Below are 16,619 nucleotides of genomic sequence, written 5' to 3'. Positions count from 1 at the left end.
ATCCGATGCGTGCGTGGTTTTTAAGTGCTGGCCTGGGGTCGTTGCTGCTGTCACAGGGCGCAATGGCGGGCACGGTGTTGATCGTTGGCGATAGTATCAGTGCGGCTTTCGGCCTGGATACCCGCGTGGGGTGGGTGAGCCTGCTGGAACAACGACTGGCGAGGGAAGGATACGACGACAAGGTGGTCAATGCGTCCATTAGCGGCGACACCAGCGCAGGAGGCCAGGCGCGTTTGCCTGCGCTGCTTGCAGAGCATAAGCCCGAGCTGGTTATTCTCGAACTGGGTGGTAACGACGGGCTGCGCGGCCAGCAGCCCGCTCAATTGCAACAAAACCTTTCATCGATGATCGACAGCTCTCGGGCAGCCGGTGCAAAAGTGTTATTGCTGGGCATGCAGATACCGCCCAACTACGGGCCGCGTTACACCAACGCGTTCAAAGAGGTTTACAGCAGCCTGGCCGAGGAGAAAAAAGTCCCGTTCGTGCCGTTTTTTCTGGAAGGCGTGGGCGGGGTGCCCGAGTTGATGCAGGCTGATGGCCTGCATCCCGCAGCGGCAGCGCAGGGCAAGCTGCTGGAAAATGTCTGGCCGAGCCTGAAACCGCTGCTTTGAGGCTTTCCTGTGCGGGGGCTTTCGGCTAATGTGGCGCCCCCGATCTGGAGCCCCCCATGCCGCGTCCCGCCTGGTCCTTGTATGCCTACCAAATGCTTGAACCCCATGAACAACTGGATCTGTTCGCCTGCCAGGAAGTGCGGGTGCATTTGATTGCGCGCCAGCTTGAACTGGGCGGCTCCATCGACCGGACATTGTGCGGCACGTTGCTGCCTGCCCAGCCGCAAATGTCTGCGGTCGAACTGCAGGCCATGCGCGACGAGCGTCTGTGCCCTCTGTGCAAGGCCATCATGGATGCGCAGCGCAGGGGGATGAATCCGATCTGGCCTGAACTCTAGCGTCATCATCGGCTGCAGGCTCACCGCAGATATCACCGATCCCGCGAGCGCAGGTGTACACTTCCAGACTTGTCTCTATCGTCGTTACTCGAAGGATCTTTCCGGATGTTGTCGCGCATTCCAGCCGTTACCCGCTGTCTGTCACTTGCTGCTCTCTGCGCGGCGAGCTCCGTCCATGCACTTGAGTTTCCATTGCCGCCGCCCGGTGAGGACATCGTCGGTGAAGTGCAGGTGATCAAGGCCAGGTATGAAGATACCTTCGCCGACCTGGGCACGAAATACGATCTGGGCTATCTGGAAATGATCGCCGCCAATCCGGGTGTAGACCCCTGGTTGCCGGGCGCAGGCAAGGATATTGTGCTGCCGACCCGTTTCATCCTGCCGCCGGGTCCGCGCGAAGGTATCGTCATCAATCTGGCCGAATACCGCATGTATTACTACCCCAAAGGGCAGAATGTGGTGCACACCTATCCGCTGGGTGTCGGCCGTGAAGGCTGGGGCTCGCCCATTGGCGTGACCAAAGTGACCGCCAAGACGCCAAACCCGACCTGGACGCCACCGGCTTCCATCAAGGCCGAGCATGCTGCTGATGGCGATCCGCTGCCCGACGTGGTACCTGCCGGCCCGGACAACCCGCTGGGGCCGTTCAAATTCGGTCTGGGGATGTCCGGCTACCTGATCCACGGCTCGAACAAGAAATTCGGCATCGGCATGCGCACCAGCCACGGCTGCTTCCGCATGTACAACGACAACGTACTGGAACTGGCCGACATGGCCCCGGTCGGCACCACCGTGCGCATCATCAGCGAACCCTACAAATTCGGCATCAGTGGCGGCAAGGTCTACCTTGAAGCGCACACGCCGGTCGACGACCTGGGCAATCCATCGGTGGTCGACAAACACACCGCCGTCATCAACGCCCTGCTCAAACGCGACGACCTCGCCAACAACCTGCGCATGAACTGGGATCGAGTCCGCGACGTGGTAGCAGCCGAAGACGGCATGCCGGTCGAGATCGCAGTGCCGGGGGTTGCTTCTGCGAGCGCGGAAGAACCGGTGATTTTTCAGTAGAGCGGCCAATTGCCTCTCGTGCCAGCGCGTGTTGGCAGTCGGTCGGACGCAGAGCGTCCAGAACGGCATGCGACGCGGAGCGTCGCACGATAGTTGATAATCAAAGCGCTTTTTTTACCGCGATATCACTGACGACACCGGTTGCGACGTAAGTGACGGCTGAGGCCTGGCGCTGATCCGGGGGATGCGAGGCAGGACGCCGAGCAAGCCGCATTCGGGCCATGGATGGCCCGTTGCGGCGGCCCCCGGATCAGTGTCAGGACGAAGGAACCCGACGAAGTCGGGCCGGAAACGGAGCCAGGATTTTGGTTACTTTGATCCTTCAAAGTCACTCGCCGAGGGGCGAAAAGGTGCCTCAAGGCGAACCGAAATTTCACTGAAATCGCAGAGCCGCCGTGTGACGCAGAGCGTCACGAAATGCATTTCCACGCGGAGCGTGGGAACGAGAATCACAGTCCCGATAGATCGCTCAAGCGAAGCGTCGCCCATTACGCGAGCAACCACCTCAAAAAACACACAAAAAAAAGCCGACCCGTTGCCGGATCGGCTTTCAACAACCCCGAAGGATTATTACTTGCGGCTAGCTTTGTCCAACATGCGCAGAGCGCGCTCGTTGGCTTCGTCAGCAGTTTGCTGAGCTTTTTGAGCAGCAGCCAGAGCTTCGTCAGCCTTGCGATAGGCTTCGTCGGCACGAGCTTGCGAACGAGCTGCTGCGTCTTCGGTAGCTGTCAGACGAGCTTCGGTTTCTTTGGATACGCTGCTGCAACCGGTAGCCAGAACTGCGGCCAGAGCCAGAGCAGAGAATTTCAGAACGTTGTTCATCGTGTTCACCTTCAAGGAGTTTTGTTCAAATTAGTCATCTCTCGAGAATGAGAAAACGACCGGCGTACATAGTACCCATTGTTTGTAGTAAGTAAACGGACCCAGCGCAAGAAGCCGCTAAAAATCCCGGCTTTAAAAGTGTTCTGCGTTACTTCTTGTGAGTTCTGTACGAAAACTATCCACTTTTATCGAGCCGCCGACTGAATCCGGGGTTCCTGGTCCTCTCTCGCGCAGCAGGCACAGGCACTTGAAGTGCCCGACTGTCGGTCGGCCGACGGACAATTTCATGGTTTTTACCCTGACTGCGCTTGAGCATATTCAGTATTGGTGCCTACTATCCATCCGTGCTGTTTGTCGAGATCGGCAATGCTCTTTCCGGCGATAAACAGATACGGGTGGCGTAGATGTTCCTTCGCCGGAAAAAGATCGGTAAGGTAGGGGTCAAATTCCAAGACCCGCTAGGAGTCGCAATGAGCGAGGCGTTGTCCATCCACCATGATGAAACCGGCCACCATTTCGAAATTATTATCGATGGCCACCGTGCCTACCTGACGTACATGGATCTCGGCAAGCAGACCCTGGACTTCTACCGAACTTTCGTGCCCGACGCCTTGCGCGGTCGCGGAATTGCCGCCGCCCTGACCAAGGAAGCGCTGGACTACGCCGACACCATGGGCTATTCCGTCATTCCATCCTGCTCTTATGTCGAACGCTACATGGAGCTGCATGACTTGCAGTCACAGGCTGCCAAACTCTGATGGGTCGCTAACACCAGCAACATGAAAAACGCCGGGCAATTGCCCGGCGTTTTCGTGACTGCGCGATGCCCGATCAAGCCATTACCTGCGCTTGCGCGCCGGCAGCACGCCCTTGAGCTTGGCGTGCATGCTGCGCAGGGTTTTTTCCGTGCTTTCCCAGTCGATGCAGGCATCGGTAATCGATACTCCGTACTGCAACTCCGACAGGTCCTTCGGAATCGACTGACAACCCCAGTTCAAATGGCTCTCGACCATCAGACCGATGATCGACTCGTTACCTTCCAGAATCTGGTTGGCGACGTTTTCCATCACCAGCGGTTGCAGGGCCGGGTCCTTGTTGGAGTTGGCGTGGCTGCAATCGACCATGATGTTCGGGCGAATACCTGCCTTGTTCAAGGCCTGTTCGCAGAGCGCAACGCTGACCGAGTCGTAGTTGGGCTTGCCATTGCCGCCGCGCAACACCACGTGACCATAGGCATTGCCTTTGGTGGTCACGATCGATACGCCGCCTTCCTGATTGATACCCAGGAAACGATGCGGGCTGGAGACCGACTGCAAGGCATTGATCGCAACGGTCAGGCCGCCATCGGTGCCGTTCTTGAAACCGACTGCCGAGGACAGGCCGGAGGCCATTTCGCGGTGGGTCTGGGATTCGGTGGTGCGCGCGCCGATGGCCGACCAGCTGATCAGGTCTTGCAGGTACTGTGGCGAAATCGGGTCCAGCGCTTCGGTTGCGGTAGGCAGGCCCATTTCCGCGAGGTCCAGCAGCAATTGACGACCGATGTGCAGGCCGTCCTGGATCTTGAACGAGTCGTCCAGATACGGATCGTTGATCAGGCCCTTCCAGCCAACCGTGGTGCGGGGCTTTTCGAAGTAGACGCGCATGACCAGATACAGGGTGTCGGAGACTTCAGCCGCCAGCGTTTTGAGGCGCTCGGCGTATTCTTTGGCAGCCTTGAGATCATGGATCGAGCAGGGGCCGATCACGATGAACAGGCGGTGGTCGTTGCCATCAAGAATGTTGCGAATCACTTCGCGGCCCTGGCTGACGGTGCGCAGGGCAGCATCGGTCAGCGGGATGTCGCGCTTGAGCTGATCCGGCGTGATCAGTGTCTCGTTGGACGCAACGTTGAGGTCATTAATCGGTAAATCAGCCATCGTGTTACTCATCAGGTCGCGGGTACTGGCCGCCAACGGTCCCCCGTGCGGCGGGGCCCAGCAGGTTTGAGCGCAGCGGGGAGCCGAACCTTAGCGCGTTATCGCGCTGTTCGACAATAAGTAAACGAGTCGACGGCCATTGTGCGCATCGGTATTTGCAACACGATGCGCTGCGACGGATAGTGTACGCCGCACCCTGAAACACACAGACAGCCGAGAGAGACGTTATGAGTGTCCATCCAGAGCAGCCACGAATCGGCATCATCGGTACCGGTGCCATCGGCGGTTTTTACGGCCTGATGCTGGCGCGCGCCGGGTTCGACGTGCATTTTCTGTTGCGCAGCGAGTTCGAAGCGGTAGCAAGCGACGGGCTACAGATCAGCAGCGCCGTACATGGCGAACTGCACCTCAAGCCCGTCAAAGCCTATTCCGCCGCCGCCGACATGCCGCCGTGCGACTGGTTGCTGGTCGGCACCAAAAGCACCGGCAATGCGGCATTGGGGCCGATCATCCAGCAAGCAGCCGCGCCAGATGCAAAGGTGCTGCTGTTGCAGAACGGTCTGGCTGTCGAAGACGAGTTGCGTGCGGTACTGCCCGACAGCCTGCATATATTAGGCGGATTGTGTTTCATTTGCGTGCACCGGGTCGCTCCCGGCAACGTGGTGCATCAGGCCTTTGGCGCGGTCAGCGTGGGTTATCACAGCGGTCCGGCGGCCGATGACGCCGGACGTCTGGCCATTGTCGAGGCCTGTGCCGAGTTGTTCCGGGCCTCTGATGTCGAAGCGCATACCATGGAAAATCTGCAACAGGCGCGTTGGCGCAAGCTGGTCTGGAACGTGCCCTACAACGGGCTGGCCGCGTTGTTGCAGACGGGTACCCGCGAGCTGATGGCCGATCCCGACAGCCGGGCGCTGGTCAGGGCCTTGATGGATGAGGTAGTGCAAGGCGCCGAAGCCTGTGGCCATGCATTGCCGGCAGGCTTCGCGGAACAGCTGTTTTCGGTGACCGAAAGCATGCCGGACTACAGACCGAGCATGTACCACGATCTGGTCGAGCGCCGCCCGCTGGAGCTGCAAGCCATCTACGCCCGGCCGCTGGCCGCAGCGCTTGCGGCGGGTTGCTACATGCCGCGGGTGCGCACGTTGTATCAGGCGCTGGGATTTATCGATCGCAGTCGTCGCTGAATATAAAGAGGGAAAGTTCATGGCGGAAAGTAACGACCACAAGCTGGTGCTGGCTATTTCATCGCGGGCGCTGTTCGATCTGCGCGACAGCCACGCGGTTTACATGGCTGACGGCGTCGAGGCCTACCGCAAGTATCAGATCGAGCACGAGGACGAAGTGCTCGAGCAGGGCGATGCGTTCCCGCTGGTGGAAAAACTGCTGAGCCTCAACGCCAGTCTCGGCCAGGCGCGGGTCGAGGTGGTGCTGGTCTCGCGCAACAGTGCCGACACCGGCCTGCGGGTATTCAATTCGATTCAGCATTACGGGCTGGACATCACGCGCGCTGCGTTCGCGGGCGGGCGCAGTCCGTACCCCTATCTCGCGGCGTTTGGTTGTCATCTGTTCCTGTCGACACACGCAGAAGACGTGCGCAGCGCGCTGGATGCCGGATTTGCCGCCGCAACCATTCTGTCGGGCGGTGCGCGACGTGCGGCCAGCGCTGAATTGCGCATCGCCTTCGATGGTGATGCGGTACTGTTTTCCGATGAATCGGAGCGCGTCTACCAGACGGGCGGGCTGGCGGCGTTTCAGGCCAGTGAACGCGAGTCGGCCCGCGAACCGCTACGCGGTGGACCGTTCAAACCGTTCCTTGCCGCGCTGAATCGGTTACAGCGCGAGTTTCCCGACGCCAGTTGCCCGATTCGTACCGCGCTGGTCACGGCTCGCTCGGCACCCGCCCATGAGCGGGTCATTCGTACGCTGCGTGAATGGGACATCCGTCTGGACGAGTCACTGTTTCTGGGCGGTTTGCAGAAGTCGGCATTTCTGGAAGCCTTTGCTGCCGATGTGTTTTTCGATGACCAGCCCGGTCATTGCGAACAGGCTCGTGACGTCGTCGCGACCGGGCATGTTCCGCACGGCATCAGTAACGAAGTCAGGCTGGAGACGGGCGAGCGCTGAAGGCCGCCATCGCAGCGGCGGATGCACTGCTAAGCTGATTCAATCTCCGCCATTCCGGTTGTCTTGGAGGTTGTATGGTTCGATCGATGTTATATGCCACAGACCTCGGTCTTTACGCGCCTTACGTGACGCAGCATGCGTTGGCGCTGGCTCGGACTTTCAACGCCGGACTTTACGTTATCCATGTTGTGGAGCCTATGGGGCTGTTCGCCGAATCGGTGTTGCAGAGTTATCTGGGTAAGGATGCGTTGCTTGAGCTGCACAGCCAGGGCGTGGGTGCTTTCATGGAGGCGATAGAGCAACGGATGCTTGACGGCTTTCGTGAGGAACTGGGGGAGGGTCATCAGGACCTGTCTTTCATCCGCACCGTGCGCGTCATGCAGGGGGAGCCCTCCAGCGTGATTCTTGAACAGGCGCAGAAACTGGATGTGGACCTGCTGGTGGTCGGCAGTCACAGCCGCAGGGTGGAGGAAGGGGGGGCGATTGGTCGTACGGCTGCCAGGGTTTTGCAGCTTTCCGAGGTGCCGATCTACATGGTGCCTATCATGCTGAACAAAGGGCGAAGGTAAGGAAGGTCAATTTGGTGTTTTGTTGAATTCGAGCGTGCGATCACCTCACAAAGGTGATAAAAAGTTCTAGAATTATTCGTCTACCATTAATCCAGTTATATACCGTCGCTGATGCCCATAGGGCTTATCTGCTTTGAGGGATACATATGAAGCTTCAACAACTGCGCTACATTTGGGAAGTGGCGCACCACGACCTCAATGTTTCCGCGACGGCCCAGAGCCTTTACACCTCTCAACCCGGCATCAGTAAACAGATCCGTCTGCTTGAAGACGAATTGGGCGTCGAAGTCTTTGCCCGCAGCGGCAAGCACCTGACGCGTGTGACACCGGCTGGCGAACGGATCATCACGACCGCTGGCGAAATTCTGCGCAAGGTCGAAAGCATCAAGCAGATTGCCCAGGAATTCTCCAACGAGAAGAAGGGCACGCTGTCGATCGCCACCACGCACACCCAGGCCCGTTATGCGTTGCCGCCGGTGATCAGCAACTTCATCAAGCAGTATCCGGATGTGGCGCTGCACATGCATCAGGGCTCGCCGATGCAGATCGCTGAAATGGCGGCTGACGGTACGGTTGATTTCGCTATCGCCACCGAAGCACTCGAGCAGTTCAGCGATCTGGTGATGATGCCGTGCTATCGCTGGAACCGCTGTGTGGTGGTGCCGCAGGGCCACCCGTTGACCAAAGTGCCGAAGCTGACCCTGGAGTTGCTGGCGGAATACCCGATTGTGACGTACGTGTTCGGTTTTACCGGCCGCTCCAAGCTGGACGAAGCCTTCAGCCACCGCGGCCTGGTGCCCAAGGTCGTGTTTACTGCAGCGGACGCCGACGTGATCAAGACGTACGTCAGGCTGAATCTGGGCGTGGGCATCGTTGCCAGAATGGCGGTCGATGAGGAAGTGGACAGCGATCTGGTGGTGCTCGACGCCAGTGATCTGTTCGAATCCAGCGTAACCAAAATTGCCTTCCGGCGCGGCACTTTCCTGCGCGGTTTCATGTGCGACTTCATCGAGAAATTCGCCCCGCACCTGACCCGCGAAGTCATGGCCAAGGCGATCCAGTGCCATAACAAACAGGAAATGGAAGAACTGTTTGCCAATGTCGAGCTGCCGGTGCATTAGGGGCAGCCTTGAGCTGCAAGCTGCAAGTAAAAGCGTGAGAGGCAGCTTTAAGTTTCGGGTTGTAAGCTGCAAGTAGGCGCCCGCAGACTCCAGCTTGCAGCTCGCGACCTCAGTCGCGCGCTATCAGGTTGCCGGCGTGCAGGCCGCATTCTTTTTGTGTGGCTTCTTCCCACCACCAGCGGCCTTCACGTTCGTGTTGGTTTGGCAGGACCGGGCGCGTGCAGGGTTCACAGCCGATGCTGATGAACCCGCGCTCGTGCAGGCTGTTGTAGGGCAGTTCGAGCATCCGGATGTAACCCCAGATTTCTTCACTGCTCATCTGCGCCAGCGGGTTGAACTTGTACAGCGTGCGTTCGGCGGTCGAAAACGCGGTGTCGATTTCCAGTGCAGCGACGGCGCTGCGGGTGCCGGGGCTCTGGTCGCGGCGCTGACCGGTGGCCCAGGCCTTGACGTCAGACAGTTTGCGACGCAACGGCTCGATCTTGCGAATCCCGCAGCACTCGCCATGGCCGTCCCGATAGAAGCTGAACAGCCCCTTTTGCTTGACGAAGGGCTCCAGCTTGCTCTGGTCCGGCGAGATGATTTCAATCTCGATCTTGTAGTGGTCGCGGACCTGCTCGATGAACCGGTAGGTTTCAGGATGCAGACGCCCCGTGTCGAGGCTGAAGACCTTGACGTTCTTGTTCAGTTTCCAGGCCATGTCCACCAGCACGACGTCTTCAGCGCCGCTGAACGAGATCCACAGCTCATCACCGAAATGCTCGAAGGCCAGCTTCAGAATGTCCTGCGCAGATTTGTTCGCATAAGTCGTCGCCAGTTCGGCGACATCGAAAGGTTGGCTCATCAGGCGGCTTCCTTGAATCCAGAGGTGGCGCTTAAGCGCTCGTAATGAGGGCAATGGTAACAAAATCTACTGTTCAGTGGCCGTCGCCAAAGGCTAGAGTGCCGCATCGTTTGAGGGTGAATACTCGTGAGGAGCGTGCTGTGGAAATTGCCTGTCTTGACCTGGAAGGTGTGCTGGTCCCGGAAATCTGGATCGCCTTTGCCGAAAAAACCGGTATCGAATCCCTGCGCGCCTCCACCCGAGATATTCCCGACTACGATGTGTTGATGAAGCAACGCCTGCGCATTCTCGACGAGCACGGTCTGAAGCTGTCGGACATTCAGCAAGTGATCAGCACCCTCAAGCCGCTGGACGGCGCTGCGGAGTTTGTCGACTGGTTGCGCGAGCGCTTCCAGGTAGTGATTCTGTCGGACACGTTTTATGAATTCTCCCAGCCGCTGATGCGTCAACTGGGGTTTCCGACGCTGCTGTGCCATCGGCTGATCACCGATGAAACCGACCGCGTGGTCAGTTACCAATTGCGTCAGAAGGACCCGAAGCGTCAGTCAGTACTGGCTTTCAAGAGCCTCTACTATCGAATCATCGCAGCGGGTGACTCGTACAACGACACCACCATGCTGGGCGAAGCCGACGCGGGCATCCTGTTTCACGCGCCTGACAACGTGATTCGCGAGTTTCCGCAGTTTCCGGCGGTGCATACCTTTGAGGATTTGAAGAAGGAATTCATCAAGGCCTCGAATCGGGATCTGGTGCTTTAGACGCGCACAGTGCTGCAAGCGAGTGACGCAGTTCAAAGCGCCTCAAGCGTCTCCAGCAGCACCCGGACCTTGGTAAAGGTTTCCTGGTACTCGGCTTCGCAGTCCGAGTCGGCGACGATGCCGCCGCCGCCCCAGCAGGAGATTTGTCCGTCCTTGACCAGCAGGCTGCGGATGGCAATCGAGCTGTCCATCTCGCCGCGCACATCCAGGTACACCAATGACCCGCAGTACAGGCTGCGGCGGGTCGGTTCCAGCTCGTCGATGATCTGCATGGCGCGGATCTTCGGCGCGCCGGTGATCGAACCGCCCGGAAAACTGCCGGCGATCAGGTCCAGCGCATCGTTGCCCGAGGCCAGTTCGCCGGTCACGCTGCTCACCAGATGGTGCACGTTGGGGTAGCTTTCCAGGCTGAACAGTTCCGGCACCCGCACCGAGCCAATCCTGCAACTGCGGCCCAGGTCATTGCGCAGCAAGTCGACGATCATCAGGTTTTCCGCGCGGTCTTTTTCGCTGGCGAGCAGCGCTTCGGCGAATGCCGCGTCCTGCGCGCTGTCGGCACCGCGCGGCCGGGTGCCTTTGATGGGGCGGGTTTCCACCTGCCCTGAACTGACCTTCACGAAGCGCTCCGGGGACAGGCTCAGAATCGCATCGGCTCCCGACAGCGCCAGATACCCGGCAAACGGCGTCGGGCAGGCTGCCCGTAACGCGCAATAAGCCGCCCATGGATCGCCAGCACACTGCGCCTGAAAACGTTGCGCGAAGTTGACCTGATAGCAATCGCCCGCCTGTATGTAAGCCTGAATCCGCTCGAAAGCCAGGCGATAGTCAGCCGCGCTGATACTGGCCTGAAATGGCTGGTTCAGCGAAAAAGACGCGTGTGGCTGCACATGACCAGCCGTGAACAGGTCGATCAGCCGTAGACGTTCGGCGTCGGCCAGCGCCGGGTGGAAGACCAACTGGCTGGTTTTTTCCTGATGATTACTGACCAGTGCCCAGGCGTAGAGCCCCAGCTGCGCTTCAGGCAGATGCAGGTCATCGCTGGCGCGGTCGGGCAATGGCTCCAGACGTCGGCCAAAGTCGTAACTCAGGTAGCCGATCAGGCCGCCGGCAAAGGGCAGCGTACAGTCGGCAGGCAAGTCAGCATGCCCCAGCGATGCCAGGCTGTCGCGCAGGCGCTGAAGACAGGCAGTGCCGCTTTCGCCTTCAGCCGCCGTCAAGCTCTGCAAGGGCCAGGCGCTGAGCAGGTCATGCCGTCCGCGCTCGGCAACCGGTCTGCCACTGTCGAGCAGAACCGCGCCCGGCGCCGCACAGATCCGCGAAAAGAACACGGCCGGGTCGGCGCTGTAGGGCAGGGGGTGTATCGAGCAGGTGGGCATTATCGACGTTCAGGTTTTGAGGGCGTGGCCGTGGATTGTGGTGTTGGTGGCGAGTCTGTCCTGGAGGTTTGCCGGGCGTCAGCAGAACTCACGCTCTGAGCTATGTGGCCGAACAGTTCCTGGACGAAACTGACTCTTTCTTCGGCGGACTCGACACGCCCCTCGCTGGCCAGTTGTTCCAGTCGTGTTTCGACGGCTTGCGTACGAAGCGTCAGGCCATAATCATTGGCGATCTGGATATTCAGGCCGGGGCGGGCGTTGAGTTCCAGAATCAGCGGGCCTTTGTCCTTGTCCAGCACCATGTCCACACCGATATAGCCCAGGCCACACAGCTCGTAACACTCGGCTGCGAGCTTCATGAAACCATTCCAGTTCGGCAACTGCACGCCATTCACTTGCTGATCGGTGTCCGGATGTTTGCTGATGATGCTGTTCAGCCAGGTGCCTTGCAGGGTGATCCCCGTCGCCGGATCGACGCCGACGCCGATGGCGCCCTGATGCAGGTTGGCCTTGCCGCCCGACTGACGGGTCGGCAGGCGCAACATGGCCATGACCGGGTAGCCCATCAGCACGATGATACGGATGTCGGGCACGCCTTCGTAACTGATGCTTTTGAAGATCGGGTCTGGCACGACCCGGTATTCGATCAGCGCGCGGTCGCGATGGCCGCCCAGCGAATACAGGCCTGTCAGAATGCTCGACACCTGATGCTCGATTTCCGAGTGGCTGATGATCCGGCCGGACACCGTGCGAAAGCGCTCCTCGAAGCGGTCGGCAATGACCAGAATGCCATCGCCGCCAGCGCCCTGAGCGGGCTTGATCACGAAGTCGCTACGGCCTGCGATGATCTCGTCAAGGCTGTCAATTTCCTTTTCCGTAGAGATGACACCGTACATCTCCGGCACGTGAATGCCCGCCGCGATCGCCCGTTCCTTGGTGATGATCTTGTCATCGACGATCTGGTACAGGCTGCGCTTGTTGTACTTGAGCACATAGTCGGCGTTGCGCCGGTTGATGCCCATGATGCCGCGGGCCTCCAGCGCCTTCCAGGTCTTCCACCAGCCGATCACTTGACTTTCTCCTCTTTGAGGAAGGCCTTGAAGCGAATCAGCTCGGTCAGGCGATAACCACGGTATCTGCCCATCGCCAGCATGAAACCGACCAGCACCAGCAACACGGCCGGGAATGTGAAGACGAAGTAGGTCAGTTCCGGCACGCTCATGATCAGGTGGGCCAGCGACGCCGCGAACAGCGTGCCGACGGCGACTTTCATAGCGTGGCTGCCACCGCGCTCTTCCCAGGTGATCGACAGGCGTTCGATGGTCATGGTCAGAATCACCATCGGGAACAGCGCCACCGAGAGGCCTCGCTCCAGCCCGAGCTTATGGCTGAACAGGCTGATCGCGGCAATCAGCACCACGACAAAGGTCAGCACCACCGACAGGCGCGGCAGCATCTGCAGTTTCAGATGCTCCAGATAAGACCGCAGCGACAGCCCCAGCGCGGTAATCACGGTGAACAGCGCAATACCAAAGCCCAGTTGCGTCTCGCGGAATGCCAGGGCGATCAGCACCGGGGTAAAGGTACCCAGTGTCTGCAGGCCGATCAGGTTGCGCAGGATCAGAATGACCAGTACGCCAATCGGGATCATGACCATGATCATGAAGGTCTGCTGGGTTTGCAGCGGCAAGCCGTACAGCGAATAGGCCAGGAAGTCCGAGTCGGTACTGGCATCGGTGAGTTTGGCCAGGCGCATGGCGTTCATTTCACTGTTGTTCAGGCTGAACGTGACCTGCACTTTCTTGCCGCCCTCGGCCGTGACCAGATTTTCATCGCCGGTCCACCACAGCAGGCGATCCTCCGGCAGACCCGCTTCACCGGTGTCCGGGTTGAAATACAGCCATTCCTTGCCATTGAAGCTGCGCAGCCAGAGCTCCGGGGTCTGCGGCTGCTCTGCCTGTAAACGAATGGTGTGGGCTTTTTCCATCGGCACGTGCGCGATCGACAACAGCAGTTCGGTGATCTGGGCTTTCTTTGCCGCCGAGGTATCGCCCGCCATCAGCAGCTTGACGTTGTCATCGTTGAGGTTGTTGACGCGTTTGATTGCCTCGGTGATGAAGGTCTCGACATCTGCCGAGTGCTGGCGAATGGGCGCAAGCAGCGCTTCGGCCGCAATTTTCTCAGGCCCGCCGACGGGCAGGCTGTCGCGGAAGATCGGGCCTTTGACTTTGGGTTTTTCGCCGCTGTAGCGTTTGGTCAGCACCAGCCGGTAATAAAGTGTCTGGTTGCCGTTGGCGCGGCGGGTCGACCAGGTGACACGACGGTTGCCGTCTGCGCGATTGACGCTGACCCCGTAATTATTCGAAATGAAGCTTTCGTTCAGGCTGATGTAATCGTGGGCCAGCGGCGGCACGAACATCTGGATTTTCACCGAATCCTTGGGGCTGGCGACAAATTCGACCTTGGCGTCGATATTCCACAGGTCGTCGGTTTCGTCTTCGGTCACCGGAATGCCGAGCGCCAGTATCTGATAGGCCGTGATCGCAATGCCCAGCGTCACCAGGGCAGTGATCAGGATCTTCAGATGGAGTGTTAGAGAGCGCATGAATTTACTCTGCGTTTAGAGCGACGGAAGCGCAGCCGGGCTTCCCTGCCGAGTATTTAAGACTTGGATCGACCAGCGCATCAAAGTGTTTCAAGGCTTCGGAGCCGATCAAAAGCGGATATTGGAATGCACTTCGGTCGGTCAAGTTCACTTCTATGGTGCGTAAAACTTCACCCATGCAAATAGCCAGGCTGATCACCGGACGTGACGAGTACTTGTTGTCATCGTCCGGGTCGAGATCGTCGGCGCGCCGTTTGATTTTGCTGACCCGGGCGAGCGGTCGTTCGATAGGGTGGATATGTTTGCTGTCGATGGCCAGATAAAAGCGCACCCAGCTCTCGCCGTTGCGCTTGAAATGCTTGATGTCGCGGGCGCTCAGTGATGCGGTCTTGGCGCCGGTGTCGAGTTTTGCCGGAACTTCGACGTCGATATCGCTAAGCCTGGCGTATTCATTGAGGCCGTACACCGTTTTGCTGGCGGCCAGGGTCACGGCGGGCAGAAACAGCAGGTAGAAGCAGGCGGGAAGGGTTGTCAGTCTCATAAATCCTGGCGCGATGAGCAAAAAACCTTGGGAGTCAGGGCGCAAACGGGACGGGCCTGATAAACGTGAGGCAGGCAGCTCGCAAACGCGGGCTCCCGCACGGATCGCGCTGTACAGACGCGACGCGCAGTCTAGCATGAAGCCTTGTGGCTGCCAGTGATCTACCGGTGTGTCTGTTCAGCTTGATTCAGGGCAAAGGCTCGGGCGTTATCAGGAAATTGTCGACAATCATGGGTTTGTCTTTGACTGGAACGATGTTTATGACTAGATTTGCGCTTATGCAGCTAAAGAGTGTCGACAATGCTAAAGGCAGTCGAAAAAACAGCGACAAGCGAAGACGATCCGGAAACCCTTTCCGAGAACGTTTTCCGACGCATTCAGTCGGCCATCGTCAAAGGTGAAATCGCTCCGGGCAGCAAGATTTCCGAGCCCGAGCTGGCGCGTACCTACGGCATCAGTCGCGGTCCGTTGCGCGAAGCGATCCATCGGCTTGAGGGGCAGCGGCTGGTGGTGCGTGTGCCGCACGTCGGCGCTCGTGTGGTCGCGCTCAGTCATGCCGAACTGATCGAGCTTTACGAAATTCGCGAATCGCTGGAAGGCATGGCCTGTCGGCTGGCCGCCGAGCGCATGACCCAGGCGGAAATAGATGAGCTGCGCAGCGTGCTCGACACCCATGAGCGCGACGCGGCGTTTCAGGCGGGCATCGGCTATTACCAGCAGGAAGGCGACTTCGACTTTCATTACCGGATCATTCAGGGCAGCGGCAATCGCACCCTCAGCCAGATGCTCTGCGGCGAGCTTTATCAACTGGTGCGCATGTACCGAATCCAGTTTTCCACCACGCCCAACCGGCCGCGTCAGGCCTTTGCCGAACACCACCGGATTCTCGACGCCATTGCCGAGCGCGACGGCGAACTGGCCGAATTGTTGATGCGCCGCCACATCGGCGCGTCCAGGCGCAACATCGAGCGCCATTATCAGGCGGCTTCCCAGGCAACTTCCGACCGAGGTCAACAATGAGTTCCAACAACACTACTCCCGGCCAGCGTTTCCGCGATGCAGTCACCAGCGAGCAGCCGTTGCAAGTGGTTGGCGCGATCAATGCCAATCACGCGCTGCTCGCCAAACGCGCCGGGTTCAAGGCTATTTACCTGTCGGGTGGGGGGGTGGCGGCGGGTTCGCTGGGGATTCCGGATCTGGGGATCACCGGGCTGGAAGATGTGCTGATCGATGTGCGGCGCATCACCGATGTGTGCGATCTGCCGCTGCTGGTGGATGTCGACACCGGTTTCGGTTCGTCGGCCTTCAACGTGGCGCGCACCGTGCGTTCGATGATCAAGGCCGGCGCCGCGGCGATTCATATTGAAGATCAGGTCGGTGCCAAGCGCTGCGGCCATCGCCCGAACAAGGAAATCGTTTCGCAGCAGGAAATGGTCGACCGCATCAAAGCGGCTGTCGATGCGCGAACCGATGACAGCTTCGTGATCATGGCGCGCACCGATGCGCTGGCGGTCGAAGGCCTGGAATCGGCGCTGGAGCGGGCTGCGGCGTGTATCGAAGCGGGCGCCGACATGGTCTTTCCGGAAGCGATCACCGAACTGGCGATGTACAAGCAGTTTGCCAACCGCGCGGGCGTGCCGATTCTGGCCAATATCACGGAATTTGGTGCGACGCTGCTGTTTACCGTGGATGAGCTGCGCGAGGCCGATGTGTCGCTGGTGCTCTATCCTCTTTCTGCTTTCCGGGCCATGAACAAGGCCGCGGAAAACGTCTACGGCGCGATCCGTCGCGACGGCAGCCAGAAAAACGTGATCGACACCATGCAGACCCGCATGGAGCTATACGACGCCATCGATTACCACACATTCGAGCAGAAACTGGACGCGTTGTTTGCGCAGAAGAAGGGCTGATGCGCATAGAAAG

General features: G+C 59.2%; 18 protein-coding genes. 11 read left to right on the top strand and 7 right to left on the bottom strand.

The window, feature by feature from the left end; genetic code table 11:
* Positions 1–5: 5 nt before the first annotated feature.
* The 3 genes from BLT55_RS11380 (at position 6) to BLT55_RS11370 (ending at position 2,020) form a co-directional block, all read left to right on the top strand.
* A complete protein-coding gene (locus BLT55_RS11380) occupies positions 6–611 on the top strand; it encodes an arylesterase (protein ID WP_054999127.1) in 606 nt (201 codons plus the stop codon).
* Between the two features lie 56 nt (positions 612–667).
* Entirely contained in the window at positions 668–949 is a 282-nt protein-coding gene (locus BLT55_RS11375; RefSeq protein ID WP_007249946.1) for a hypothetical protein, read from the top strand.
* A 105-nt stretch (positions 950–1,054) separates the two neighbouring features.
* A complete protein-coding gene (locus tag BLT55_RS11370; RefSeq protein WP_007249945.1) occupies positions 1,055–2,020 on the top strand; it encodes a L,D-transpeptidase family protein in 966 nt (321 codons plus the stop codon).
* A gap of 570 nt (positions 2,021–2,590) precedes the next feature.
* On the opposite strand, the gene oprI is transcribed toward BLT55_RS11370, so the two are convergent.
* Positions 2,591–2,842, bottom strand: a complete 252-nt coding sequence (gene oprI / locus BLT55_RS11355) for an outer membrane lipoprotei OprI (protein WP_002553018.1) — start codon at positions 2,840–2,842, stop codon at positions 2,591–2,593.
* 470 nt (positions 2,843–3,312) lie between these two features.
* On the opposite strand from oprI, the gene BLT55_RS11350 reads away from it, so the two are divergent.
* Positions 3,313–3,600, top strand: a complete 288-nt coding sequence (locus BLT55_RS11350; protein WP_007249944.1) for a GNAT family N-acetyltransferase — start codon at positions 3,313–3,315, stop codon at positions 3,598–3,600.
* Between the two features lie 81 nt (positions 3,601–3,681).
* Here BLT55_RS11350 and BLT55_RS11345 read toward each other — a convergent pair whose 3' ends face one another.
* Positions 3,682–4,758: a 3-deoxy-7-phosphoheptulonate synthase gene (locus BLT55_RS11345; protein WP_054998785.1), complete on the bottom strand. Its 1,077-nt coding sequence runs from the start codon at positions 4,756–4,758 to the stop codon at positions 3,682–3,684.
* A gap of 227 nt (positions 4,759–4,985) precedes the next feature.
* Between BLT55_RS11345 and BLT55_RS11340 the strand changes: the two genes are divergently transcribed.
* From BLT55_RS11340 to cysB, 4 genes are all read left to right on the top strand, one after another.
* Complete coding sequence (locus BLT55_RS11340) at positions 4,986–5,942, top strand: putative 2-dehydropantoate 2-reductase (protein ID WP_054998786.1); 957 nt, start codon at positions 4,986–4,988, stop codon at positions 5,940–5,942.
* A gap of 19 nt (positions 5,943–5,961) precedes the next feature.
* Entirely contained in the window at positions 5,962–6,882 is a 921-nt protein-coding gene (locus BLT55_RS11335; RefSeq protein WP_054998787.1) for a 5'-nucleotidase, read from the top strand.
* 74 nt (positions 6,883–6,956) lie between these two features.
* The gene (locus BLT55_RS11330; RefSeq protein WP_054998788.1) at positions 6,957–7,451 is read left to right on the top strand and encodes a universal stress protein; all 495 of its coding nucleotides are present in this window, start codon (positions 6,957–6,959) and stop codon (positions 7,449–7,451) included.
* Positions 7,452–7,597: 146 nt separating this feature from the next.
* The gene (gene cysB, locus BLT55_RS11325) at positions 7,598–8,572 is read left to right on the top strand and encodes an HTH-type transcriptional regulator CysB (protein WP_003382487.1); all 975 of its coding nucleotides are present in this window, start codon (positions 7,598–7,600) and stop codon (positions 8,570–8,572) included.
* A 109-nt stretch (positions 8,573–8,681) separates the two neighbouring features.
* On the opposite strand, the gene BLT55_RS11320 is transcribed toward cysB, so the two are convergent.
* A complete protein-coding gene (locus BLT55_RS11320) occupies positions 8,682–9,416 on the bottom strand; it encodes a phosphoadenylyl-sulfate reductase (protein WP_007249938.1) in 735 nt (244 codons plus the stop codon).
* 140 nt (positions 9,417–9,556) lie between these two features.
* Here BLT55_RS11320 and thrH point away from each other — a divergent pair, with 140 nt between their 5' ends.
* Positions 9,557–10,174 (top strand): bifunctional phosphoserine phosphatase/homoserine phosphotransferase ThrH, encoded by a 618-nt coding sequence (thrH, locus tag BLT55_RS11315; protein ID WP_054998789.1) that lies wholly within the window; start codon positions 9,557–9,559, stop codon positions 10,172–10,174.
* Between the two features lie 32 nt (positions 10,175–10,206).
* On the opposite strand, the gene pabB is transcribed toward thrH, so the two are convergent.
* From pabB to rloA, 4 genes are read right to left on the bottom strand one after another with little or no spacing between them, the layout of a single operon-like run.
* Entirely contained in the window at positions 10,207–11,550 is a 1,344-nt protein-coding gene (pabB, locus tag BLT55_RS11310) for an aminodeoxychorismate synthase component I (RefSeq protein ID WP_054998790.1), read from the bottom strand.
* On the bottom strand, positions 11,550–12,620 hold the full coding sequence (locus BLT55_RS11305) for an alpha-L-glutamate ligase-like protein (protein WP_054998791.1): 1,071 nt from the start codon (positions 12,618–12,620) through the stop codon (positions 11,550–11,552). The genes pabB and BLT55_RS11305 overlap by 1 nt, the downstream gene beginning before the upstream one ends.
* Complete coding sequence (gene rloB / locus BLT55_RS11300) at positions 12,617–14,155, bottom strand: osmotic stress tolerance membrane protein RloB (RefSeq protein ID WP_054998792.1); 1,539 nt, start codon at positions 14,153–14,155, stop codon at positions 12,617–12,619. The genes BLT55_RS11305 and rloB overlap by 4 nt, the downstream gene beginning before the upstream one ends.
* Before the next feature lie 4 nt (positions 14,156–14,159).
* Entirely contained in the window at positions 14,160–14,696 is a 537-nt protein-coding gene (gene rloA, locus BLT55_RS11295) for a retropepsin-like aspartic peptidase RloA (RefSeq protein ID WP_054998793.1), read from the bottom strand.
* A gap of 300 nt (positions 14,697–14,996) precedes the next feature.
* Between rloA and BLT55_RS11290 the strand changes: the two genes are divergently transcribed.
* Positions 14,997–15,716, top strand: coding sequence for a GntR family transcriptional regulator (locus tag BLT55_RS11290; protein ID WP_054998794.1), 720 nt, complete (start codon positions 14,997–14,999; stop codon positions 15,714–15,716).
* Positions 15,713–16,606: a methylisocitrate lyase gene (gene prpB / locus BLT55_RS11285; RefSeq protein WP_054998795.1), complete on the top strand. Its 894-nt coding sequence runs from the start codon at positions 15,713–15,715 to the stop codon at positions 16,604–16,606. Before BLT55_RS11290 ends, prpB begins: the two co-directional genes overlap by 4 nt.
* The last annotated feature ends 13 nt before the right edge of the window (positions 16,607–16,619 follow it).

Source organism: Pseudomonas cannabina (genome assembly GCF_900100365.1).
Taxonomy (GTDB): domain Bacteria; phylum Pseudomonadota; class Gammaproteobacteria; order Pseudomonadales; family Pseudomonadaceae; genus Aquipseudomonas; species Aquipseudomonas cannabina.
The sequence above is the reverse complement of the archived record's forward strand: the minus strand, read 5'-3'. Positions and strand labels throughout refer to the sequence as shown.

Bases quoted from the DNA above. Each gene is read 5' to 3' on its own strand.
- BLT55_RS11380 (WP_054999127.1), top strand. From the start codon at position 6: ATGCGTGCGTGGTTTTTAAGTGCTGGCCTGGGGTCGTTGCTGCTGTCA.
- BLT55_RS11375 (WP_007249946.1), top strand. From the start codon at position 668: ATGCCGCGTCCCGCCTGGTCCTTGTATGCCTACCAAATGCTTGAACCC.
- BLT55_RS11370 (WP_007249945.1), top strand. From the start codon at position 1,055: ATGTTGTCGCGCATTCCAGCCGTTACCCGCTGTCTGTCACTTGCTGCT.
- oprI (WP_002553018.1), bottom strand. From the start codon at position 2,842: ATGAACAACGTTCTGAAATTCTCTGCTCTGGCTCTGGCCGCAGTTCTG.
- BLT55_RS11350 (WP_007249944.1), top strand. From the start codon at position 3,313: ATGAGCGAGGCGTTGTCCATCCACCATGATGAAACCGGCCACCATTTC.
- BLT55_RS11345 (WP_054998785.1), bottom strand. From the start codon at position 4,758: ATGGCTGATTTACCGATTAATGACCTCAACGTTGCGTCCAACGAGACA.
- BLT55_RS11340 (WP_054998786.1), top strand. From the start codon at position 4,986: ATGAGTGTCCATCCAGAGCAGCCACGAATCGGCATCATCGGTACCGGT.
- BLT55_RS11335 (WP_054998787.1), top strand. From the start codon at position 5,962: ATGGCGGAAAGTAACGACCACAAGCTGGTGCTGGCTATTTCATCGCGG.
- BLT55_RS11330 (WP_054998788.1), top strand. From the start codon at position 6,957: ATGGTTCGATCGATGTTATATGCCACAGACCTCGGTCTTTACGCGCCT.
- cysB (WP_003382487.1), top strand. From the start codon at position 7,598: ATGAAGCTTCAACAACTGCGCTACATTTGGGAAGTGGCGCACCACGAC.
- BLT55_RS11320 (WP_007249938.1), bottom strand. From the start codon at position 9,416: ATGAGCCAACCTTTCGATGTCGCCGAACTGGCGACGACTTATGCGAAC.
- pabB (WP_054998790.1), bottom strand. From the start codon at position 11,550: ATGCCCACCTGCTCGATACACCCCCTGCCCTACAGCGCCGACCCGGCC.
- rloB (WP_054998792.1), bottom strand. From the start codon at position 14,155: ATGCGCTCTCTAACACTCCATCTGAAGATCCTGATCACTGCCCTGGTG.
- rloA (WP_054998793.1), bottom strand. From the start codon at position 14,696: ATGAGACTGACAACCCTTCCCGCCTGCTTCTACCTGCTGTTTCTGCCC.
- BLT55_RS11290 (WP_054998794.1), top strand. From the start codon at position 14,997: ATGCTAAAGGCAGTCGAAAAAACAGCGACAAGCGAAGACGATCCGGAA.
- prpB (WP_054998795.1), top strand. From the start codon at position 15,713: ATGAGTTCCAACAACACTACTCCCGGCCAGCGTTTCCGCGATGCAGTC.